The organism is Pseudomonas sp. Fl4BN1 (assembly GCF_009908285.1).
Classification (GTDB): domain Bacteria; phylum Pseudomonadota; class Gammaproteobacteria; order Pseudomonadales; family Pseudomonadaceae; genus Aquipseudomonas.
In genome coordinates, this window is sequence record NZ_JAAARM010000001.1 from 455,534 (window position 1) to 476,643 (window position 21,110).

Sequence of the window (21,110 nt, forward strand, 5' to 3'; positions counted from 1 at the left end):
TCCTTCTCGCGTGGGTACCGGAATGTTGCAACGCTTTGTCTGGAAGTTGATCCCTAAGCCCCAGCGTAACTTTCTGCTCGGGCGCCTGTCGGTGGTGGATCGTCAGGTGGTGAACAAATCCATGTCCGCCAATGTGCGCTTCCCTGATGCCTTCGCGCGCCGTTCTTGCCTGTTCATTCATGTGCCCAAGTGTGCCGGCAGCAGCATCTGCTCGGCCTTGTTCGACGGCTGGATGCCCGGGCACCTGCCGCTGTACTGGTATGAACAGCAATTTCCCGAGGCGTTTGCCGGCAGTTTCAAGTTTGCCTTCGTCCGCGATCCCCTGGAGCGTGCCTACTCGGCCTATGCCTTTCTGCGAGGCAATCAACTGGGGCGGCGGGACCAGGCCGCGCAAAGGCTGGTGGCGCACTACCGCGACTTCGATGACTTTGTCTGCCGCTGGCTGCACGCGGAAACCATCCACAAACAGATGCACTTTGCCGCCCAGAGTGATTTTCTCACCGATTCACTGGGGCGAATGTCTCTGGATTTCCTTGGCTATCAGGAGCACCTGCAGCGAGATTTCCACCTACTCTGCGAGCACCTGGGCGCTGAAGCGCAACTGACTCATGTCAACAGCACCCAGGAGCGTCAAAGCACTCCCGTCAGGGACTTCTGCTCGGTACGTACGCGGCGCCTGGTGCGTCGGGTTTATCAACGTGACTACGAGATGCTTGGTTATGAATAAGCTTGCATATGCGCCTCTGGAACAACCGCAGATTCGCCCCTATACCCTGTCACTCTCGACAGAGGCCCGGGCAGCCCTCAAGCACCAGCAGCCAGGGTGCGTCTGGCTCACCGGATTATCGGGGGCCGGCAAGTCAACCTTGGCCAACCTGCTGGAGTTGCGACTCAACGAATTGGGAATGCATACCTTCGTCCTTGATGGCGACAACGTGCGCAGTGGTCTGTGCAGCGATCTGGGAATGGGAGTCGAGGCGCGCAAGGAAAATATCCGTCGCATGGCCGAAGTGGCGCGCTTGATGGTGGACGCCGGTCTGCTGGTGATCGTCTCGGCGATTTCTCCCTTTCGGGCGGAGCGCGATGCCGCTCGGGCGTTGTTCGGCCCCGGACAGTTCTTCGAGGTGTATGTCAGTACCCCGTTCGACACCTGTGCCCGACGCGATCCCAAAGGCTTGTATCAGGCGGCGCTGCAAGGGCGGATAAAGGATTTCACCGGAATTGACAGCCCCTATGAGGCGCCGTTGCAGGCCGATTGCGAAATCGATACAGAGGCAGTGGAACTGCCAGAGGCGATCCGTCGCCTGCTGCTGCTCCTGCAGCGGAAATAAACGGCGAAAATTCTTCGTCGGCCCCACTCAAGCCATTGAACTAGGCGGCGCCAACCCTGTGTTAATATCGCGCCCCTGTTCATTTTGTATGTGGGATGCTCCATGAAGTTGTCCATGCCGCGATTCGATCAAGCCCCTGTCTTGGTGGTCGGCGATGTCATGCTCGACCGTTACTGGCATGGTGGTACCTCACGGATTTCCCCTGAGGCGCCGGTGCCGGTGGTCAAGGTCGAGCAAATCGAGGATCGCCCCGGCGGTGCCGCCAACGTCGCCCTGAACATCGCCGCTCTCGGCGCGCCGGCCTCCCTGGTGGGCGTGACCGGCGATGATGAAGCCGCCGACAGCCTGGCCAACAGCCTGCAAGGCGCGGGCGTGCGCGCCTTGTTCCAGCGCATCAAGCACCAGCCGACCATCGTCAAGCTGCGGGTCATGAGCCGTCACCAGCAGTTACTGCGCATCGATTTCGAAGAACCCTTCGCCACCGACGCCCTGGCCTTGGCCGCCGAGGTCGAGGCTTTGCTCGACGGCATCAAGGTGCTGGTGCTATCGGACTATGGCAAAGGCGCGCTGCGCAATCACCAGGTGCTGATCGCGGCTGCGCGGGCCCGTGGCATACCGGTATTGGCTGATCCCAAGGGCAAGGATTTCTCCATCTATCGTGGCGCCAGCCTGATCACGCCGAACCTCAGCGAGTTCGAAACCATCGTTGGCGGTTGTGCCGATGAACACGAGCTGGTGAGCAAGGGCGCACAGTTGATGCATGACCTGGAGCTGGGGGCGCTGTTGGTGACCCGTGGCGAACACGGCATGACCCTGTTGCGTCCGGATCATCCGGCCCTGCATCTGCCGGCCCGTGCCCGTGAAGTGTTCGACGTCACCGGTGCCGGGGATACCGTGATCTCGACCCTGGCGGCAGCGATTGCCGCAGGCGAGGAGCTGCCTCACGCAGTGGGCCTGGCCAATCTGGCGGCGGGCATCGTGGTCGGCAAGCTGGGTACTGCGGCCATCAGTGCGCCGGAATTGCGCCGGGCGATCCAGCGCGAGGAAGGTTCCGAACGCGGTGTCCTGAGTCTCGACCAGTTATTGCTGGCCATTGATGACGCTCGGGCGCACAACGAGAGGATCGTCTTTACCAACGGCTGCTTCGACATCCTTCACGCTGGGCATGTGACCTACCTCGAGCAGGCGCGGGCCCAGGGCGACCGGCTGATCGTCGCGATCAATGACGATGCTTCGGTCAGTCGCCTCAAAGGCCCGGGCCGTCCGATCAACAGTGTTGATCGACGTATGGCCGTGCTGGCGGGGCTGGGGGCGGTGGACTGGGTGATCAGCTTCCCTGAAGGCACCCCGGAAAACCTGCTGTCCCAGGTCCGGCCGGACGTGCTGGTCAAGGGCGGCGACTACGGCATCGACCAGGTGGTGGGCGCCGATATCGTCACGGCCTATGGCGGCACCGTGAAGGTGCTGGGGCTGGTGGAGAACAGCTCGACCACCGCCATCGTCGAGAAGATCCGCAAGTCCGAGAAAGCCGAGTAACAGTGGCGTGATACCCATCGGCGCCCGTCCTGGGCGCCGATCGGTTTGCTTCATCCCTCGCGACTGGCCTTGCTGGGAACGATCTTGCGCAAGATCTGCCGTGCTTTACCGGTCAGGCGTGACAGCTTCGAAGCCTTCTCCGGCTCGCTCAAGCCCCGTTGCCTGAGCCAATCCTTCCAGCGAATACGCTCATCATTCACCACCCAGCCCTCTTGCAGGGCGAAGCTTTCCGCCAGGTACAGGCCGCGGGTGCTGGCCGGATGCAGTTGATCCTTCTTCAAGGTGTACAGCTCGGCGCAGGGCTGGCCGTTGTCCAGGGGCATCAGGTACAGGTCCGGGCGCTTGCGGTCCAGGCGCGCCACCAACTGATCACCTTCCAGGCGTTCGTCAACATGGAACAGGCTCAGGGACTTGGCCTCCTTGGGCACATCCAGGCGCAGGTCGTAGATCAGTTGCAACGAGGCGGTGGGCAAATGTACATAGGCCCGGGGGCGCTCCAGCAGTTGCAGGTTGGCGCAGCGTACCGGACGCGCCGCGCCGGACAACGGGGTCAGGCGAAAGGGCAGGGCTTCGCGGTAATGCAGTGCCCCGGCATAAGGTGCGGGCAGCCAGGTGTCGTTGAAGCGTCCGCCGAGCCAGCCTTCAGGAGTTTCCAGCAGGCATTCCTCGGCGATTTCCTGGATCGCGGTGTGCAGTGGCAGGTTCAGCTCATGGGCCGGCACGTAGCCGGAGATCAGCTTGAGCACCACGTCGCCACGATCCTGGCGCCGCTGGCGTACCAGCACCCAATAGTCGCGGTTCTGCCAGTGCAGGGTCAGGCGCACCGAGACTCCGAGGTTGGCCAGTTCCAGGGCGAAACGTTCGTTGTCGGCCACCGTTACCGGGCGTCGGCGCTGCAGGGTCTGGGCGAAGTTCAGCGGCATTCCGACGCTCTGGTAGCACAGGCCTTCGGGAGTCGCTTCGACGAACAGGGGCAGGGTCTTGAAGTTGCTGGGGTTCTTTCTAATGAGCGGTCGCGACATCTCGGCTCCTTCTTGCCTCGGGGTCGGCCGCGTCGGCGGCATCAGTTCTTGCCCAGGACCTGTGCCACGGTTGCCACGTTATGGGCCAGGTGCAGCGGATTGATGGTCCCGACAATAGCACTGGCAACACCGGGCCGGTCAAACAGCAATTCGAAGCTGGCCCGCACCGGATCGATGCCCGGGCTCAGGCATACATGGCCGCTGGCCAGGGCCTTTTTAACCAGGATGCCCTTGTGGTGGGCGGTGGCATAGTCAATGACCGCCCGCTCCGCCTGTTCGTTCAGATTGTAGGTAACCATGGCGCAATCGCCTTGCTCCAGAGCCCTCAGGCCACCTTCGACGGTCTTGCCGGAGAAGCCGAAGCCGCGGATCTTGCCCTCTTGCTTGAGCTGCGCCAGGGTCAGGTAGACCTCGCTCTGGTCGAGGATCGCCAGGTCGTTGCCGTCGGAATGTACCAGCACCAGGTCGATGAAGTCGGTTTCCAGGCGTTGCAGGCTGCGTTCCACCGACAGTCGGGTGTGAGCGGCGCTGAAGTCGTGGCGGGAGATGCCGTCGGTAAATTCTTCACCGACCTTGCTGACGATCACCCATTCCTGGCGCTGGCCGCGCAGCAGGGGGCCCAGGCGCTCTTCGCTGCGGCCGTAGGCGGGCGCGGTGTCGATCAGGTTGATGCCCAGGTCGCGGCTCAGCTTGAGCAACATGCACGCTTCCTGATCGTCCGGGATCTGGAAGCCGTTGGGGTATTTCACCCCTTGATCACGGCCCAGTTTGACGGTGCCCAGGCCCAGGGGTGAAACCATCAGGCCGGTACTGCCGATAGCTCGGTGCAGGTCGTGCAGGGTCGGCTGGCTCATGGCAGCAATTGCTCCCAGGCCGGTTGCGCCAGTGGTGGCTTGGGCAGGACGGGCAGGGCTTCAGCGTGGCCTGGCTGTATGTCATCGCGCTTTAGGGCGGCGAGCACCCGGTCGGCGAAGTCTGGCGCCAGGGCCAGTTTGGTTGGCCAACCCACCAGCAGGCGATCCTGTTCGGCGAGGAAGGCGTTGTCCGGCCGGGCCAGGCCCGATTGCGCCGGCTCGGCCCGGTCCACCCGCAAGGTGGCCCATTGCGCCTGGCTGAGATCGACCCAGGGCAGCAGGTGCCCCAGTTCTTTCTGTGCGGCGGCAATCTGCTCCGCAGGGTCTCGGGCCACGCCTTCGGCTTCGGCGATATCCCCGCCCACGTACCAAACCCATTGCCCGTCGGCAGCCGGGTGGGTGGTCACCGTGATCCGAGGCTTGGGACCGCCGCCCAGGCAATGGGCATACAGCGGTTTCAGGCTTGGGCCCTTGACCAGCACCATGTGCAGTGGGCGCCGCTGCATGGCGGGTTGGCTCAGGCCGACGGCCTGCAGCAGCTCGGCATTGCCGGCGCCAGCACTGAGGACAATGCGTTGCGCTCGGATCTCACGGTCATCGACCCGCAGGCCTGCCAGTTGGCCGTTTTCCACCAGCGGTTCGATTTTCTGCCCCGCCAGCAAGCCGTCGCCTGCCAGTTCGGCCAGGCGTTCTATGAGGCTCGGTACATCGACCACCAACTCGGCCAGGCGATAGACCTTGCCCTTGAAGCGTTTGTCCTGCAGGGCCGGGGGCAATTGCTCGCCCTTGACCTGGTCGACCCGGCCGCGCACAGCTTTGCTGGCGAAGAAACTGGTGAGGTTGCCGGCGAGGGTGCCGGGAGACCAGAGATAGTGGGCCTGTGACAGCAGGCGTACACCGGACAGGTCCAACTCTCCGGTGCCCGCCAGGGCTTCGCGCCAGCGCCGAGGCATATCGGCAATGGCCTCCGAGGCGCCGGAGAGGGCGCCATGCAGTGCGTACTTGGCTCCGCCGTGGATGATCCCCTGGGACTTCACACTCTGTCCGCCACCGAGGCTGGCGCTTTCCACCAGCACAGTGGAAAAGCCCTGACGCCGTAGGCGAGCGTTGAGCCAGAGACCGGCGACGCCTGCGCCGACAATCAGCACATCGGTGGAAATAGCGGATGGCATGCAGCGACCTCGGAGAACAAATCGAAGCCGCAAGTTTCTAGCTTCAAGCCTCAAGCTGCAAGCAACAACCGGTTGTTGCGTCTTCTTGTCGCTTGAGCCTTGCCATTGATCGCAGCATTTTTAATGCCCGGCGGTTTTCGAGAACAGCTGGATCACCACCACCCCGAGGACGATCAGCGCCATGCCCAGCATCGCCGGGATATCCAGCTTCTGGCCGTACAGGAACAGCGCGGCGATGCTCACCATGACGATGCCCATGCCAGCCCACACTGCGTAGGCCACGCCCACCGGAACCGTGCGCACCACCAGGGTCAGCATCCAGAAGGCCACGCCGTAGCCGACGATGATCAACGTCAGTGGCAGTGGTGTGCTCAGGCCCTTGACCGCTTTCATTGAAACAGTGGCGATCACTTCCGCGCAGATGGCGATGGCCAGGTAGTAGTAAGCGTTCATGGGAGGGTTCCTCGTGTCTGGGGCTGCTTTCTGAGGTCGGCATTTTAGAGATTACTCAGATGGGGTAAAGTCATTACCTATCTGAATTAGAGATGGGTTGGTTCATGAGCATGCAATGGAACCTGGAGCAGATGCGCCTGTTTGTCAGTGTTGCCGAGCTGCGTTCGTTTTCCGCGGTGGCCCGCCAGCAGCGCAAGGCCCAGTCGGCTATCAGCAATGCGATTGCCCTGCTGGAGGACGACCTGGGGGTGAGCCTGTTTGAACGTAGCAGTGGCCGTCAGCCCAAGCTGACCGAGGCCGGAAGTGCGTTGTTGCAGGAGGCGCGGGAGATTCTGCGCCAGTGCGATCGCCTTAACGGTCGGGCGCTGGCCCTGATGCGTGGTCAGGAGGCCCGACTGCGACTGGCTCAGGACGAGGCAATGCCTTATCAACCGGTACTCGACAGCCTGGAAGCACTGGCAGAACGCTTCCCCAGCCTGGAAGTGCAACTGGCCAGCGGCGCCCAGGGTGACGTCGCGCGCAAGCTGGTGGAGCGGCGCGCTGACCTAGGGTTGCTGTTCCACCATGAGCAGATGCCTGAAACCCTGGAGCGCCAGGCCCTGGGCAGTGTCGAGATGGTTACCGTCTGTGCCGTTGGGCACCCGCTGGCCACCGAGAAACGGGTCAATCGCCAGCTCCTGGCCCTGCACCGCCAGTTGCTGATCGCTCCGCAACTCAGCGGCTACCCGGGTGGCGAGCAAGTCAGCCCCCAGGTCTGGCGGGCCGACAGCTTCTACGTCATGGCCGAGTGGCTGATGCGTGGTTTGGGTTGGGCCTGGTTGCCGCGGCACGTCGTGCAATACCCGGCCTATCAGCAGCAGATGGTGGAGCTGGTCAGCGAATGGACCCCGCCGGCGCTAGTAGTGGAGCTGGCCTGGCGGCGTGATGAACCCCTGGGGCCAGCGGCGTGTTGGCTGGCGGAACGTTTTGCCGTGCATCTGAAGGCGATCGGCTAAAAAACCGATAAACTCCGCCGCCATGAATAGAACTCTCTATACCGCACTGTTTTACCTGGGGCTGCCGTTGGTGGCGATTCGGCTATGGTTGCGCTCGCGCAAGGCGCCGGCCTACGCCAAGCGCATTGGCGAGCGTTTCTCCATTGGCTTGCCGGCCATGCACAGCGGCGGCATCTGGGTGCATGCGGTGTCGGTGGGTGAAAGCATCGCCGCCGCGCCGATGATCCGCGCGCTGCTGGCGCGTTATCCGCAGTTGCCGATCACCGTGACCTGCATGACTCCCACCGGCTCTGAGAGGATCCAGGCGCTGTTCGCCAACGAGCCACGGATTCAGCATTGCTACCTGCCTTACGATTTGCCTTGTGCCGCCGCGCGGTTTCTTGACCGGGTACAGCCCAAGCTGGCGGTGATCATGGAAACCGAGCTGTGGCCCAACCATATCGACCAATGTGTCCGGCGGGGGATCCCGGTGGCCCTGGCCAACGCCCGACTGTCCGAGCGCTCGGCCAAGGGTTATGGGCGTTTTGCCGGCCTGACCGCGCCGATGCTGGCGCAGATGAGCCTGTTTGCGGTGCAGACCGCAGCTGAAGCCGAGCGTTTTCGCCAGTTGGGTGCTCGCCCCGAGACAGTGGAAGTGACCGGATCGATCAAGTTCGACCTGAGCATCGACCCGCAATTGCTCCAGCGCGCGACCGAGCTGCGCCAGCAATGGCAGGCCATGGAACGCCCGGTGTGGATAGCCGCCAGCACCCACGAGGGTGAAGACGCCGTGGTGCTCGAGGCTCACCGGCAACTGCTGGCCAGCTACCCGAACGCCTTGCTGATTCTGGTGCCTCGGCATCCGGAGCGCTTCAACTCGGTGTTCGAGTTGTGCCAGCAACAAGGTTTCGCGACGGTTCGGCGCTCTGCCGGGGAGCCGGTAGCTGCCGCCACCTCGGTGTTGCTGGGGGACACCATGGGCGAGTTGCTGTTTCTGTATGCCTTGGCCGACAGCGCCTTTGTCGGCGGCAGCCTGGTGGCCAATGGTGGGCACAACCTGCTGGAGCCGGCGGCGCTGGCCAAGCCGGTGCTCAGTGGGCCGCATCTGTTCAACTTCCTGGAAATCGCCACGCTGCTGCGTGACGCTGGAGCCCTGCAGGAAGTAGATGACGCAGACGGGTTGGCAGTGGCGGTGCAGCGCCTGTTCGAGTTGCCGCAGGATGCGCAGCGGATGGCCGAGGCCGGACTCAAGGTACTGAAGGCTAATCAGGGGGCATTGCAGCGCTTGCTTGACGGCCTCGATCGCCTGCTGGAAAAACCCTTGTCATAAGCGCCGGCGAAAGCTGCGATGTACCGTCAAGCCTGTCCAGTGATGTGCCAGGCTGGCCGCGTTGACGGACTATTTGCCTGCTCCGCAGTCGATCGGTGGTGCATACGGTTGGCAGCGCCGGTTGATGGCGACAATAGGCAGAATGTAAAAAGGCCACCCGCTTGGGTGGCCTTTTTTATTACCGCTGGCTTCAGGGGCGAGCCTTGAGTTGCTCTTGCGCGGCCTTGGCCAGGTCTGGCGGCAGGAAGTCGCGATCCGGGTTGTAGTCGGCCTTGAGGTAGCGCGACAGGTCCTGCAGGTCCCCCGGGTTGAGGGTGCCCGCGGCCTGCTTCAGGCGCAGGTTATCGAGGATGTAGTCGTAGCGGCTGTTGTTGTAGTTGCGCACCGAGGTGTACAGCTGGCGCTGGGCGTCGAGCACGTCGACGATGTTGCGCGTCCCCACCTGGTAGCCAATTTCCGTGGCTTCCACTGCGCTCTGGTTGGAGATGATCGACTGGCGTCGGGCCTGGACCTGCTCGACGTCGGTGTTCACCGCGCGGTGCAGGTTGCGGGTGTTTTCCACTACCTGGCGGCGCAGGGATTCACGTTGCTGTTCGGTCTGGTTCAGGCGCGAATAGGACTCGCGGACCTGGGAGCTGGTCAGGCCGCCACTGTAGATCGGGATATTCAACTGCAGGCCGATGGAGCGCTGTTCGACATCGCCATGATAAGACTGGCCAAAAGCGCTGGGGTTGCTGAAACCCAAGGCATCGTTGTCGCCTTTCTTGTACTGCACCACTGCATCCAGGGTCGGGGCATGTCCGGCCTTGCGCTGCTTGAGGGTTTCCTCCGCCGAACTGACCGCGTAGTTGCTGGCCAGCAGGTTGAGGTTCTGCTTGGCGGCGGTGTCGACCCAGGCCTTGGCATCGTTCGGTGCCGGTGGGAGCACTGGCAGGGTGTGAACGATGCCCTGGATCGAGTTGTACTCACGGTTGGTCAGGGTGATCAACGCTTCGAAAGCGTCATCTACCTGGCGTTGGGCAACGATCCGGTTGGCCCGGGCAGTGTCGTAGCTGGCCTGGGATTGCAGCACGTCGGTCTTGTCCGAAAGCCCCACGTCGAAACGCTCGTTGGATTGGTCGAGTTGGCGCTTGAAGGCGGCTTCCTCAGCTTTGGTCGAGGCCAAGTTGTCTTGGGCGCGCAGCACCGCGAAATAATTTTCCGCGCTCTGCAGAATCAGGTTCTGCTCGGTGGCCGAAAGCTGCAGCGAGGCTTGCTCGTTGACGTCCTTGGCCGCTTGCAGTTGGAACCAGCGGTCGGCACGGAACAGCGGCTGCGCCAGGGTCGCCTGATACGAGTTGGCGCTACGGTTGGCCACTGCCGAAGGCTGGTCGATCGCGGTGCGCACACTGCTTACGTCCGCCCCGGCCGAGAGGTTCGGCAACAGGCCGGCGCGGGCCTGGGGCACCACTTCTTTCTGAGCGCCGTACTGGGCGCGCGCAGCGGCCAGATCGGCATTGTTGTCCACCGCTTCCTGGTAGACGCTGACCAGGTCGGTCTTGGTGGTCAAAGGCGCTTCTGCTGCCCATGCCATTCCATTGGACGCACAAGACACGGCAATAGCCAGTGAGAGTTTGCGCAGCATTCGGCGATCCCTAGAGTTGATATTACGGAGATAATCCAGGCGCCAAGGCTAAGGCGAGGCTCGTGGAGCGTCAAGGTTCGGCACTGGCCAGGGAGTGTAGATGCGCTGCCCTGTCGCAACAATCCTGCATTTACGCCATTCATCACGCTGATCACACGGGGGTTGGCGTTCTACGCAGGCTTTGTCTAGACTGGCCGCGTTCTTGTCGGGGTGCCTTGCTATGAGGCTGAGATCGGATAATCCGGATCCCGTTGAACCTGATCAGGTTAGCGCCTGCGTAGGGAACAAGATTTCTCGTCACCCGGCGAGTCCTCTTGTGCTTCGTCCGGGATGTTGTTCGACAATCGAACACCCCTCGCGTACCAAGCACTGCACTCACTAGTTGCTTAGACAGGGTGCGTCCGTCCGTTACAGGTTCACTCCGACAAAATTCCACCGCCTGGATGCTGTCTGGAGAGCCCGTGATGACTACAAAATTAAAAAACGCTAGCAACCTCAGTGAGTCGGCCCAAGTCGACCAACAATCGGTTCAGCCCTTTACCCGCTCGCAAAAAATCTATGTCCAGGGTTCGCGCCCGGATATCCGCGTGCCCATGCGGGAAATCACCCTGGACGTGACCCCCACCGATTTCGGCGGTGAGATCAATGCACCGGTGACCGTGTATGACACCTCTGGCCCCTACACCGACCCGAACGTGGTGATCGATGTGCGCAAGGGCCTGGGCGACGTGCGTTCCGCCTGGATCGATGATCGTGGCGACACCGAACGCCTGATGGGCCTAAGTTCCAACTTTGGCCAGCAGCGCCTGGCGGACCCGGAGCTGACCAAGCTGCGCTTTGCCCACGTCAACAACCCGCGTCGGGCCAAGGCCGGGGTCAACGTCAGCCAGATGCACTACGCGCGCCAGGGCATCATTACTGCCGAGATGGAATACGTTGCCATCCGCGAAAACATGAAGCTGCAGGAGGCTCGCGCCGCCGGCCTGCTGAAGCAGCAACACCCTGGCCACAGTTTCGGTGCCAGCATCCCCAAGGAAATAACCGCCGAGTTCGTGCGCGAGGAAATCGCCCGTGGCCGCGCGATCATTCCGGCCAACATCAACCACGTTGAACTGGAACCGATGATCATCGGCCGCAACTTCCTGGTGAAGATCAACGGCAACATCGGCAACAGCGCCCTGGGTTCGTCCATCGAAGAAGAGGTGGCGAAGCTGACCTGGGGCATCCGCTGGGGTTCGGACACGGTGATGGACCTGTCCACCGGCAAGCACATCCATGAAACCCGCGAGTGGATCATCCGCAACTCGCCGGTGCCGATCGGTACCGTGCCGATCTACCAGGCGCTGGAGAAGGTCAACGGGGCAGCGGAGGACCTGACTTGGGAACTGTTCCGCGACACCCTGATCGAGCAGGCCGAGCAGGGCGTGGACTACTTCACCATTCACGCCGGGGTATTGCTGCGCTATGTGCCGCTGACCGCCAAGCGCGTCACCGGCATTGTCTCCCGTGGCGGTTCGATCATGGCCAAGTGGTGCCTGGCGCACCACAAAGAGAACTTCCTCTACACCCACTTCGACGAAATCTGCGAAATCATGAAGGCCTACGACGTCAGCTTCTCCTTGGGAGATGGCCTGCGCCCTGGGTCGATTGCCGACGCCAACGACGAAGCCCAGTTCGGCGAGCTGGAAACCCTTGGCGAGCTGACCAAAATCGCCTGGAAGCACGATGTGCAATGCATGATCGAAGGCCCGGGACACGTGCCCATGCAGTTGATCAAGGAGAACATGGACAAGCAGCTGGAGTGCTGCGACGAGGCGCCGTTCTACACCCTTGGTCCGTTGACCACCGACATCGCTCCCGGCTACGACCACATCACCTCCGGCATCGGTGCGGCGATGATCGGCTGGTTCGGTTGCGCCATGCTCTGCTACGTCACGCCCAAGGAACACCTGGGGCTGCCGAACAAGGATGACGTGAAGACCGGGATCATCACCTACAAAATTGCCGCCCACGCCGCAGACCTGGCCAAAGGTCACCCGGGCGCGCAGATCCGCGACAACGCCCTGTCCAAGGCGCGCTTCGAGTTCCGCTGGGAAGACCAGTTCAACCTGGGCCTGGACCCGGACACCGCGCGTTCATACCACGACGAAACCCTGCCGAAGGACTCGGCCAAGGTCGCGCATTTCTGCTCCATGTGCGGGCCGAAGTTCTGCTCGATGAAGATCACCCAGGAAGTGCGTGAGTACGCGGCCAACCAGCGTATCGAAGCCGTCGACGCGGACGTCGCCAAGGGATTGGCGGAGCAGGCTGAACGCTTCAAGCAGGAAGGTAGCCAGCTGTACAAGAAAGTCTGACCCCGCTCCTCTCCTTGTAGGAGCGGGCTTGCCCGCGAACCAGGCGCCGCGTTCTCAACGAGGTGGCGCTTTCGCCGGCAAGCCGGCCCCTACAGATCTATTCCTTCGAGATATCAGCCTTGAGCAGTCCAACCAGCACCTACTCTCCCAACCTCGCGGTACCGGCCGACAAGCGTGTTTTCGGTGCTCGCGATCTGTTTTCCCTGTGGTTCTCCCTTGGCATCGGCCTGATGGTGCTGCAGACCGGTGCGCTGCTGGCGCCAGGTCTGGGGTTGTCCTATTCGTTGCTGGCGATTTTTCTTGGCACGGCAGTCGGCGTCTTGCTGCTAGCGGCGGTGGGGGTGATCGGCAGCGACACCGGCTTGTCGTCCATGGCCGCGCTCAAGCTCAGCCTGGGCCATCGTGGCGCCAGCCTGCCGGCGCTGCTGAACCTGCTGCAACTGGTGGGCTGGGGCTCGTTTGAAATCATTGTCATGCGCGATGCCGCCAGCTTGCTGGGCGCTCGGGCCTTCAGCGAGGGCAGCCTGTGGGCCAGTCCGTTGCTCTGGACCCTGATTTTCGGCGCGTTGGCTACCTTGCTGGCGGTCAGCGGGCCTCTGACCTTTGTCCGTCAGATCCTGCGCAAGTGGGGCATCTGGCTGTTGCTTGCGGCGTGCCTGTGGCTGACCTGGAACCTCTTTGCCCGGGCTGATTTGGCGGCGCTCTGGGCTCAGGCCGGGGATGGCTCGATGCCGTTTGCGGTGGGCTTCGATATTGCCATTGCCATGCCTCTGTCCTGGTTGCCGCTGATCGCCGACTACTCGCGTTTCGGCAAGCGTGCCAAGAGTGTGTTCGGCGGGACCGCGCTGGGTTTCTTCATCGGCAACTTCTGGCTGATGAGCCTGGGCGTCGCCTATGCCCTGGCGTTCGCTCCCAGCGGTGAAGTCAATGCTCTGCTATTGGCGCTGGCGGGCGCGGGGCTGGGGATTCCGCTGCTGCTGATCCTGTTGGACGAGTCGGAAAACGCCTTTGCCGACATTCATTCGGCGGCGGTCTCCAGCGGTGTTCTGCTGCGGCTCAAGGTTGAGCACCTGGCCTTGGCCATTGGCGTGCTCTGCACCCTGATCGCCTGTTTGGCACCGCTGGCCCAGTACCAGAACTTCCTGTTGTTGATCGGCTCGGTGTTTGCGCCGCTGTTTGGCGTGGTGCTGGTGGATCACTTCATCCTGCGTCGGCGCTCTGGGCAAAACCTCGCTTCTGCAATGCGCTGGACAGCGCTGCTGGCCTGGCTCGGTGGAGTGAGCACCTATCACCTGCTGGCCAATCTGTACCCGGATGTCGGTGCAACCCTGCCGTCACTGGTACTGGCAGGGCTATTGCAGTGGCTGATGGGCCGGGGTTTCAGTTACCGCCGGGAAACAGCTCAGGCTTGAGCACGCCCTTGAGACGGTCATAGGGGATCTGCAACTCGATGTGGCCCAGGACCGAAGGCGCGATAGCGGTGACATCGTACTTGAGGGTCACCGCGTTCTGGGTCAGCGCCACATTCGAGGTTTTCTGGAAGGGCCAGGTTTTCACGAATTCGGCTTCGCGATCCAGGTGGGTGCTGATCAGCCAGTTGTTGTGAGCCACCCGCGCGGCTTTCCAGAAGGCTTCCTCCTGGCCCGGCAGCAGCATATCTGCCAGGTTCAGTGCCTGGTGCTGCTGGCGCGAGTAGTTGATGAAGCCGCGTCCAGGCGTGCCGTTGGCGGCGCCGGTATCCAGGTAGCTGGCCAACTCGATGATCACCAAGCCGTCATGCTGTTCGCGTACTTTGGATTGCAGGTACATGCCGTGGCGATCCGCGGCATTGCGCAGGAATTGTTCACGGTAGGCCTCGAGGCTGGCTGGCAGTGGCGCATCGGGGCTTGTACGGGTCATCTGCAGCAGGCGTTTTTCGACGATGGCATCCAGTTGCGGCTCGCTGGGAAAGTGCACGGTGTCGAGGTTGACCAGCGGGCAGTCGGCGCCGCTGCAGCCGGGCTTGAGTTGCTCCGACTTCTCCCGCTTGGTTTCCAGCGGGGTCTTGTAGCTGGATTGAAACAGGCTTTGGCAGGCGCCCAGGGTCAGGGCGATACAGGCCACGGAGGCGATTTTGACAAGCGACATGGGCGTCCTTCATAAACCAGGGGGAGGCAAAAGTTACCGGCTTCGACTGCCTGCGAGGCAGTCGGTTCGCCACTAAGCTCAATAGAGGCAATTAGAGTAGGTTTCGCCCCTCGCCGTCTATCCCGCTGAGGGCAAAGGGGCTGCATCATCAGCCATCAGCGCGTTAGGATGGCGCGAAGTCGAGGGGGGATCCTCGGGTCGAATACGTTGTACACGAGGATTGTTATGACTGACTTTGCCAACTCCACGCCGAATGCCGTCGAGATCATCCGTCGCGAAAACTGTTACCAGGGTTTCTACCGGCTCGACCGCTTGCAGCTGCGCCACGAACTGTTCGCCGGTGGCATGGGGCGTGAAATCAATCGTGAAGTCTTTGTCCGTCACGATGCGGTCTGCGTACTGCCCTACGATCCGCAGCATGATGAAGTGGTGCTGATCGAACAGTTTCGCGTTGGCGCCATGGGCAAGACCGCCACGCCCTGGCTGGTGGAGCTGGTGGCCGGGCTGATCGACAAGGATGAACAGCCGGAAGAAGTTGCTCGGCGTGAAGCGCAGGAGGAAGCTGGCCTGGACATCTTGGCGTTGTGGCCGATGACCCAGTATTTTCCGTCGCCCGGGGGCAGCACCGAATTCGTCCATCTGTACCTGGGCCGTTGCGACAGCAGCGCCGCTGGCGGGTTGCACGGCCTGGAAGAAGAGGCGGAGGACATTCGAGTTTCGGTGATGGCTTATGAGGACGCCTTGCAGGCTATGCGTGACGGGCGGATTTGCAATGCGGCAAGCATCATTGCCTTGCAGTGGCTGGCGCTCAATCGCGCTGAAGTGAGGGGGTTATGGTCGTAAACAAGCTACGCGACCGCTATCGAGTGGATCTCGCAGGGCTACAAGCTTCCTGCGAGGCCAACTATGCCCGGCTGATGCGCCTGTTGCCCGACATGCGCAACCAGCCTGTAGCCCGGCGCATTGCGCTGACCCAGGGTGACCAGATGCTCGGCGTACTGGCCCTCGAAGTGGTGCTGGCCTGTCCCTACACCACCACCTTGCAAGTACGCCAAGAGCACAGCCTGCCCTGGCTGCCGGTGCCGCAACTGGAAGTGCAGGTCTATCACGATGCACGCATGGCGGAAGTCATCAGCGCCGAGCATGCCCGGCGTTTTCGCGGCATCTACCCTTACCCTAACGCCTTCATGCACCAGCCGGATGAAAAGGCCCAGTTGAATGTGTTCCTCGGGGAGTGGCTCAGTCACTGCCTGGCCTGTGGGCATGAGTTCGAAGCTGTACGCTAGATGTGAACTGGGTCCACTTCGGTGGTTTCCTCTTTCTCGTTTCCCCCAGCATAATTGTCGCCTTCTTCATGCCTTGTGATTTCGCTCCGGGAGAACGCCGTGCCAAGCGTATCCGCTCTGTCCACTGACGACTCCGTGTTGCTGGTACAGCTGTCTGATAGCCATCTGTTTGCCGAGACGGACGCTACGCTGCTGGGCATGAACACCGCCGATAGCCTGCAGCGAGTCATCGACCTGGTATTGGCGCAGCAGCCGCAGATCGACCTGATGTTGGCCACCGGTGATCTGTCCCAGGACGGCACCCTGGAGTCCTACCAGCGCTTTCGCCAATTGACCCGACAGATCCGTGCGCCGGGGCGCTGGCTACCTGGCAACCATGATGAGCCGCAGGTCATGCAGCAGGCGACGCGAGGCAGCGACTTGCTGGAGCCGGTGGTGGATATCGGCAACTGGCGTATCACCATGCTGGACTCGGCGGTGCCCGGCTCGGTGCCGGGCTATCTGCAAGATGATCAACTGCAATTGCTGACTCGCTCCCTGAGCGAGGCCCCGGAACGCCATCATCTGATCTGCCTGCACCACCATCCAGTGTCCATCGACTGCGCCTGGATGGAGCCCATTGGCCTGCGCAACGCTCAGGCGCTGTTTGCCGTGATCGACGGTTTTCCACAGGTTCGCGCGCTGCTCTGGGGCCACGTGCATCAAGAAATCGATCGCCTGCGGGGTGACGTGCGACTGTTGGCCTCACCCTCCACCTGCATCCAGTTCGAGCCCCGCAGCGACGATTTCAAGGTCGAGGAGCAGGCGCCAGGCTACCGCTGGCTGCGCTTGCAGCCCGATGGACGGTTGGAAACCGGCGTGCAACGGGTCGAAGGCTACGAATTCACCATCGACTACGGCAGCAACGGCTACTGAAGCGGCTTCGTTACCCGGCGCCATCCCTGTAAACTGCGGCTTTTGCCTCGGTGCACAGGGAGCTTGCATGTCCGGTTCGATCCTCTATATCCACGGCTTCAACAGTGCTCCCGCCTCGACCAAGGCCAGCCAGATGCGCAGCGTCATGGAGCAGCTAGGCCTGGGCGAGCAACTGCGCGTGCCGGCCTTGCATCACCATCCGCGCCAGGCCATTGGCCAGTTGGCACAGGCGATCGCCGAACTCGGTCGACCATTGCTGGTCGGCAGCTCGCTCGGCGGCTACTATGCGACTCACCTTGCCGAGCGCTTTGGCCTGAAAGCCCTGCTGATCAACCCTGCTGTCAGCCCGCACCGGATGTTCGACGGTTATCTGGGCACGCAGAAGAACCTGTACACCGATGAAACCTGGGAGCTGACCCACGACCATGTGGCAGCCCTGGCTGAGCTGGAAGTCGCGCCGCCCCAGGACCCACAGCGTTATCAGGTCTGGTTGCAGACCGGGGACGAGACGCTGGATTATCGCAGCGCTCAACTGTATTACCGTGCCTGCGCCTTGCGTATCCAGGCCGGCGGCGATCATAGTTTCCAAGGTTTTGCCGGACAGTTGCCGGCGATGTTGAATTTTGCCGGCATCACTGCCGATCAGTACCAGGCGATCGACTTCACTGCATTGTGAACCGTCGCCCCATATTCATTGAACGACTAACGACGAGAACCCATGGCCACTCCCAGCGCTAGCTCTTATAACGCAGACGCCATCGAAGTCCTCTCGGGACTCGACCCGGTGCGCAAACGCCCGGGCATGTATACCGACACTACGCGGCCCAACCACCTGGCCCAGGAAGTCATCGACAACAGTGTCGACGAAGCCCTGGCCGGCCATGCGAAGTCGATACAGGTCATCCTGCACGCCGACCATTCCCTGGAGGTCTCCGACGATGGCCGCGGCATGCCCGTGGACATCCACCCGGAAGAGGGCGTGTCGGGGATCGAGCTGATCCTCACCAAACTCCATGCGGGCGGCAAGTTTTCCAACAAGAACTACCAGTTCTCCGGCGGTCTGCACGGGGTGGGTATTTCCGTGGTCAACGCTCTGTCGAACCAGGTCCGGGTACGGGTCAAGCGCGACGGCAACGAATACCAGATGACCTTCGCCGACGGCTACAAGGCCACCGAGCTGGAAGTGGTCGGCACCGTAGGCAAGCGCAACACCGGTACCAGCGTGTACTTCGCGCCGGATCCGAAATACTTCGATTCACCGAAGTTCTCCGTCAGCCGCCTCAAGCACGTGCTCAAGGCCAAGGCCGTACTGTGTCCGGGACTGCTGGTCAGCTTCGAAGACAAGTCCAGCGGCGAGAAGGTCGAGTGGCATTATGAAGATGGCCTGCGTTCCTACCTGGTGGACGCGGTCAGCGAATTCGAACGCCTGCCGGACGAGCCGTTCTGCGGCAGCCTGGCAGGTAACAAGGAAGCGGTGGACTGGGCCCTGCTGTGGCTGCCCGAAGGCGGCGACAGTGTCCAGGAAAGCTACGTCAACCTGATCCCTACAGCCCAGGGCGGCACTCACGTCAACGGTCTGCGCCAGGGCTTGCTGGATGCCATGCGCGAGTTCTGCGAGTTCCGCAACCTGCTGCCCCGTGGCCTCAAGCTGGCGCCGGAAGACGTCTGGGAGCGGATTGCCTTTGTCCTGTCGATGAAGATGCAGGACGCGCAGTTCTCCGGCCAGACCAAGGAACGCTTGTCGTCCCGCGAGGCGGCGGCGTTCGTTTCCGGTGTGGTCAAGGACGCCTTCAGCCTGTGGCTCAACGCCAACCCCGAGCTGGGCATGCAACTGGCGGAACTGGCCATCAGCAACGCCGGTCGTCGTTTGAAGGCCAGCAAGAAGGTCGAACGCAAGCGCATTACCCAGGGGCCGGCACTGCCGGGCAAGCTGGCGGACTGCGCCGGCCAGGACCCGATGCGTTCCGAGCTGTTCCTGGTGGAGGGTGACTCCGCCGGTGGTTCGGCCAAGCAGGCGCGGGACAAGGAATTCCAGGCGATCCTGCCGTTGCGCGGCAAGATCCTCAACACCTGGGAAGTGGACGGCAGCGAAGTCCTGGCCAGCCAGGAAGTGCACAATATTGCAGTGGCCATTGGCGTCGATCCGGGCGCCGAGGACATGAGCCAACTGCGCTACGGCAAGATCTGCATTCTCGCCGACGCCGACTCCGACGGCCTGCACATCGCCACCTTGCTGTGTGCTCTGTTCGTCCAGCATTTCCGTCCGCTGGTGAATGCCGGCCACGTCTACGTGGCCATGCCGCCGCTGTACCGCATCGACCTGGGCAAGGACATCTACTACGCCCTGGATGACGCCGAACGCGACGGCATCCTCGACCGCCTGGTGGCCGAGAAGAAACGTGGCAAGCCGCAGGTCACCCGATTCAAGGGGCTGGGTGAAATGAACCCGCCGCAACTGCGTGAGACCACCATGGACCCGAACACCCGGCGTCTGGTGCAGTTGACCCTGGATGACGTCGAGGCCACCTCGGAAATCATGGACATGCTGCTGGCGAAAAAGCGCGCCGGTGATCGCAAGGCCTGGCTGGAGTCCAAGGGCAACCTGGCCGAGGTGCTGGGCTGATGCACAGGGGTTTTGCCCTGGCCCTGGCGCTATTGGCAACCTCGGTGGTGGCCGCGCCGGCGCCCGAACTGACCTTGCTGTCCGAGCATCCTGTGGAAGGCATGCGTGGTGGCAATCTGTCCGGGCTGGCGCTCTGTGGCCAGGCATTGTGGACGGTCTCCGACCGCGACGACGATCAGATCTATCGGCTCGATACCCGCGATACCGTCTGGCAGGCCGAGACGGTCAAGATAGAGGTGCCGCCCGTGCCGGATACGGGTCTGCCCTGGGGATTGAAATCAAGCGCCTGGGCAGCGTCCTTCGTGCGTGGCGGCAAGTTGGATTTCGAAGGCATCTCCTGTGATGCCGCCGGCAACAAGTACGTGGTCAGCGAAACCCACGCCACGGTGTTGCAGGTTCCGATGCAAGGTGCGCCGGCCTGGTTGAAGATTTCCCCAGCCATGCTTCGCGAAGCCCGTGCCAGTGGCATGCTGTTGCATTTCAATGCCTTGTTCGAGGGCCTGGCGGTGAGCCCCGCCGGGGATCGGATCTGGTTGGCGGCGGAGCGTCAGCGGCGCGGCATGCTGATGATCAAGCGTGGGCAGACCCTCTGGGACTGTGACGGCGCCTGCGTGCTGCTCAGCGAAGCCGGTATGGAAATGCAGCCGGCGCAGGTGCTCCATGCCAAGGCGGTATCTCGTGATTTCGCTGACTTGTCGCTGTTCGACGGCAAGCTGTTCACCCTTGAGCGTAATGCCTACCAGATCTGCCGCCGGGATGCGCAGACTGCCAAGGTCGAGCAGTGCTGGTCGTTTGCCGCCGAAGCTCTGGTGGAGCATCGGCGCTATGCACAGTCTTTTGGTTTGGCGGAGGCGCTGGTGGTGGATGCCAAGGGCGCTTGGGTCGGCCTGGACAACAACAATCATTGGGCCCGCGCCGATGGCGAGGCCCGTCCGATTGTCTGGCGCTTTGCGGCCCCTGAAGGCGGCTGGAGTGCCAAGCCATGAGCCAGCAACCAGGCAAGAGTGCCGGGCGCGTGATGTTGATCATGGCCTGGGCCGCGGCACTGTTTCTGGCCACGCAATTCTTTGCCGGCTGGGAGGCGCGTCAGGAGAACCCCAATACCGTCGTCAGTTCGCAACAACATGAGGGTTACATCGAAGTAAAACTGGCCGGTAATGGCCAAGGGCATTTCGTCGCCAGTGGCCATATCAATGGGCTACCGGTGCAATTCATGCTCGATACCGGAGCCACCGATGTCTCGATTCCCTCCGGGTTGGCCGAGCGCCTTGGCCTGGAGCGTGGGGCGCCGGTCACCCGGAGCACCGCCAATGGGCGCAGCGAGGGTTATCGGACCCGCATCGAGCGGCTACAGCTGGGCGACATCGTCCTCCAGGACGTCAGGGCCCTGGTAGCTCCGGGGCTCGACGGTGACCAGGTTTTGCTGGGCATGAGCGCTTTGAAGAAACTTGAATTTACTCAGCGCGGCGGCACCATGCTGCTGCGCCAGACTACGAACCAATGAGGCCC

20 protein-coding genes and 1 riboswitch are annotated in these 21,110 nt (G+C 62.3%); of the genes, 14 read left to right on the forward strand and 6 right to left on the reverse strand.

Features of this window, described 5'->3' with window-relative positions; all coding sequences use genetic code 11:
• Positions 1–22: 22 nt before the first annotated feature.
• The 3 genes from GV818_RS01980 to hldE all read left to right on the forward strand — a co-directional run bounded on the left by GV818_RS01980 (position 23) and on the right by hldE (position 2,867).
• On the forward strand, positions 23–727 hold the full coding sequence (locus tag GV818_RS01980; protein ID WP_161775714.1) for a sulfotransferase family 2 domain-containing protein: 705 nt from the start codon (positions 23–25) through the stop codon (positions 725–727).
• Complete coding sequence (gene cysC, locus GV818_RS01985; protein ID WP_161758940.1) at positions 720–1,331, forward strand: adenylyl-sulfate kinase; 612 nt, start codon at positions 720–722, stop codon at positions 1,329–1,331. The genes GV818_RS01980 and cysC overlap by 8 nt, the downstream gene beginning before the upstream one ends.
• 102 nt (positions 1,332–1,433) lie before the next feature.
• Positions 1,434–2,867, forward strand: coding sequence for a bifunctional D-glycero-beta-D-manno-heptose-7-phosphate kinase/D-glycero-beta-D-manno-heptose 1-phosphate adenylyltransferase HldE (gene hldE / locus GV818_RS01990; protein ID WP_161758941.1), 1,434 nt, complete (start codon positions 1,434–1,436; stop codon positions 2,865–2,867).
• Between the two features lie 50 nt (positions 2,868–2,917).
• On the opposite strand, the gene GV818_RS01995 is transcribed toward hldE, so the two are convergent.
• The 4 genes from GV818_RS01995 to GV818_RS02010 all read right to left on the reverse strand — a co-directional run bounded on the left by GV818_RS01995 (position 2,918) and on the right by GV818_RS02010 (position 6,368).
• Positions 2,918–3,889: a metal ABC transporter ATPase gene (locus GV818_RS01995; protein ID WP_161775715.1), complete on the reverse strand. Its 972-nt coding sequence runs from the start codon at positions 3,887–3,889 to the stop codon at positions 2,918–2,920.
• A 41-nt stretch (positions 3,890–3,930) separates the two neighbouring features.
• The gene (locus GV818_RS02000; protein WP_161758943.1) at positions 3,931–4,743 is read right to left on the reverse strand and encodes an aldo/keto reductase; all 813 of its coding nucleotides are present in this window, start codon (positions 4,741–4,743) and stop codon (positions 3,931–3,933) included.
• On the reverse strand, positions 4,740–5,915 hold the full coding sequence (locus GV818_RS02005; RefSeq protein ID WP_161758944.1) for an NAD(P)/FAD-dependent oxidoreductase: 1,176 nt from the start codon (positions 5,913–5,915) through the stop codon (positions 4,740–4,742). The genes GV818_RS02000 and GV818_RS02005 overlap by 4 nt, the downstream gene beginning before the upstream one ends.
• Before the next feature lie 120 nt (positions 5,916–6,035).
• Positions 6,036–6,368, reverse strand: coding sequence for a DMT family transporter (locus GV818_RS02010; RefSeq protein ID WP_161758945.1), 333 nt, complete (start codon positions 6,366–6,368; stop codon positions 6,036–6,038).
• Positions 6,369–6,478: 110 nt separating this feature from the next.
• Between GV818_RS02010 and GV818_RS02015 the strand changes: the two genes are divergently transcribed.
• Complete coding sequence (locus tag GV818_RS02015) at positions 6,479–7,363, forward strand: LysR family transcriptional regulator (protein WP_178124689.1); 885 nt, start codon at positions 6,479–6,481, stop codon at positions 7,361–7,363.
• A 22-nt stretch (positions 7,364–7,385) separates the two neighbouring features.
• Entirely contained in the window at positions 7,386–8,672 is a 1,287-nt protein-coding gene (waaA, locus tag GV818_RS02020; protein ID WP_161775716.1) for a lipid IV(A) 3-deoxy-D-manno-octulosonic acid transferase, read from the forward strand.
• Positions 8,673–8,862: 190 nt separating this feature from the next.
• Here waaA and GV818_RS02025 read toward each other — a convergent pair whose 3' ends face one another.
• Entirely contained in the window at positions 8,863–10,296 is a 1,434-nt protein-coding gene (locus GV818_RS02025) for a TolC family outer membrane protein (RefSeq protein WP_161758948.1), read from the reverse strand.
• 196 nt (positions 10,297–10,492) lie between these two features.
• A riboswitch (TPP riboswitch) is annotated at positions 10,493–10,597 on the forward strand.
• A gap of 163 nt (positions 10,598–10,760) precedes the next feature.
• Here GV818_RS02025 and thiC point away from each other — a divergent pair.
• On the forward strand, positions 10,761–12,650 hold the full coding sequence (gene thiC / locus GV818_RS02030) for a phosphomethylpyrimidine synthase ThiC (RefSeq protein WP_161775717.1): 1,890 nt from the start codon (positions 10,761–10,763) through the stop codon (positions 12,648–12,650).
• Between the two features lie 119 nt (positions 12,651–12,769).
• Entirely contained in the window at positions 12,770–14,062 is a 1,293-nt protein-coding gene (gene cytX / locus GV818_RS02035; protein WP_161775718.1) for a putative hydroxymethylpyrimidine transporter CytX, read from the forward strand.
• Here the strand turns inward: cytX and GV818_RS02040 are convergent.
• Positions 14,031–14,777 carry an RsiV family protein gene (locus tag GV818_RS02040; protein WP_161758951.1) on the reverse strand — a complete coding sequence of 249 codons (747 nt, stop codon included), beginning with the start codon at positions 14,775–14,777 and terminating at the stop codon, positions 14,031–14,033. The two genes, cytX and GV818_RS02040, sit on opposite strands and share 32 nt — an antisense overlap.
• Before the next feature lie 225 nt (positions 14,778–15,002).
• Here GV818_RS02040 and GV818_RS02045 point away from each other — a divergent pair, with 225 nt between their 5' ends.
• From GV818_RS02045 to GV818_RS02075, 7 genes are all read left to right on the forward strand, one after another.
• Positions 15,003–15,620, forward strand: a complete 618-nt coding sequence (locus GV818_RS02045) for an NUDIX domain-containing protein (protein ID WP_161775719.1) — start codon at positions 15,003–15,005, stop codon at positions 15,618–15,620.
• Positions 15,611–16,063 (forward strand): DUF1249 domain-containing protein, encoded by a 453-nt coding sequence (locus GV818_RS02050; RefSeq protein WP_161758953.1) that lies wholly within the window; start codon positions 15,611–15,613, stop codon positions 16,061–16,063. Before GV818_RS02045 ends, GV818_RS02050 begins: the two co-directional genes overlap by 10 nt.
• Positions 16,064–16,162: 99 nt before the next feature.
• Complete coding sequence (gene cpdA, locus GV818_RS02055) at positions 16,163–16,978, forward strand: 3',5'-cyclic-AMP phosphodiesterase (RefSeq protein ID WP_161775720.1); 816 nt, start codon at positions 16,163–16,165, stop codon at positions 16,976–16,978.
• 67 nt (positions 16,979–17,045) lie between these two features.
• The gene (locus GV818_RS02060; RefSeq protein ID WP_161775721.1) at positions 17,046–17,654 is read left to right on the forward strand and encodes a YqiA/YcfP family alpha/beta fold hydrolase; all 609 of its coding nucleotides are present in this window, start codon (positions 17,046–17,048) and stop codon (positions 17,652–17,654) included.
• Positions 17,655–17,696: 42 nt separating this feature from the next.
• Positions 17,697–19,601: a DNA topoisomerase IV subunit B gene (parE, locus tag GV818_RS02065; RefSeq protein ID WP_161758956.1), complete on the forward strand. Its 1,905-nt coding sequence runs from the start codon at positions 17,697–17,699 to the stop codon at positions 19,599–19,601.
• A complete protein-coding gene (locus GV818_RS02070) occupies positions 19,601–20,587 on the forward strand; it encodes an esterase-like activity of phytase family protein (RefSeq protein WP_161775722.1) in 987 nt (328 codons plus the stop codon). The genes parE and GV818_RS02070 overlap by 1 nt, the downstream gene beginning before the upstream one ends.
• Positions 20,584–21,105, forward strand: a complete 522-nt coding sequence (locus GV818_RS02075) for a retropepsin-like aspartic protease family protein (protein WP_161775723.1) — start codon at positions 20,584–20,586, stop codon at positions 21,103–21,105. The genes GV818_RS02070 and GV818_RS02075 overlap by 4 nt, the downstream gene beginning before the upstream one ends.
• Positions 21,106–21,110 lie beyond the last annotated feature (5 nt).

Coding starts and splice junctions, on each gene's coding strand:
- hldE (WP_161758941.1), top strand. CDS start 1,434: ATGAAGTTGTCCATGCCGCGATTCGATCAAGCCCCTGTCTTGGTGGTC.
- GV818_RS01980 (WP_161775714.1), top strand. CDS start 23: ATGTTGCAACGCTTTGTCTGGAAGTTGATCCCTAAGCCCCAGCGTAAC.
- thiC (WP_161775717.1), top strand. CDS start 10,761: ATGACTACAAAATTAAAAAACGCTAGCAACCTCAGTGAGTCGGCCCAA.
- GV818_RS02000 (WP_161758943.1), bottom strand. CDS start 4,743: ATGAGCCAGCCGACCCTGCACGACCTGCACCGAGCTATCGGCAGTACC.
- cysC (WP_161758940.1), top strand. CDS start 720: ATGAATAAGCTTGCATATGCGCCTCTGGAACAACCGCAGATTCGCCCC.
- parE (WP_161758956.1), top strand. CDS start 17,697: ATGGCCACTCCCAGCGCTAGCTCTTATAACGCAGACGCCATCGAAGTC.
- GV818_RS02025 (WP_161758948.1), bottom strand. CDS start 10,296: ATGCTGCGCAAACTCTCACTGGCTATTGCCGTGTCTTGTGCGTCCAAT.
- GV818_RS02015 (WP_178124689.1), top strand. CDS start 6,479: ATGCAATGGAACCTGGAGCAGATGCGCCTGTTTGTCAGTGTTGCCGAG.
- GV818_RS02075 (WP_161775723.1), top strand. CDS start 20,584: ATGAGCCAGCAACCAGGCAAGAGTGCCGGGCGCGTGATGTTGATCATG.
- waaA (WP_161775716.1), top strand. CDS start 7,386: ATGAATAGAACTCTCTATACCGCACTGTTTTACCTGGGGCTGCCGTTG.
- GV818_RS02040 (WP_161758951.1), bottom strand. CDS start 14,777: ATGTCGCTTGTCAAAATCGCCTCCGTGGCCTGTATCGCCCTGACCCTG.
- GV818_RS02070 (WP_161775722.1), top strand. CDS start 19,601: ATGCACAGGGGTTTTGCCCTGGCCCTGGCGCTATTGGCAACCTCGGTG.
- GV818_RS01995 (WP_161775715.1), bottom strand. CDS start 3,889: ATGTCGCGACCGCTCATTAGAAAGAACCCCAGCAACTTCAAGACCCTG.
- GV818_RS02010 (WP_161758945.1), bottom strand. CDS start 6,368: ATGAACGCTTACTACTACCTGGCCATCGCCATCTGCGCGGAAGTGATC.
- GV818_RS02045 (WP_161775719.1), top strand. CDS start 15,003: ATGACTGACTTTGCCAACTCCACGCCGAATGCCGTCGAGATCATCCGT.
- GV818_RS02060 (WP_161775721.1), top strand. CDS start 17,046: ATGTCCGGTTCGATCCTCTATATCCACGGCTTCAACAGTGCTCCCGCC.
- GV818_RS02005 (WP_161758944.1), bottom strand. CDS start 5,915: ATGCCATCCGCTATTTCCACCGATGTGCTGATTGTCGGCGCAGGCGTC.
- GV818_RS02050 (WP_161758953.1), top strand. CDS start 15,611: ATGGTCGTAAACAAGCTACGCGACCGCTATCGAGTGGATCTCGCAGGG.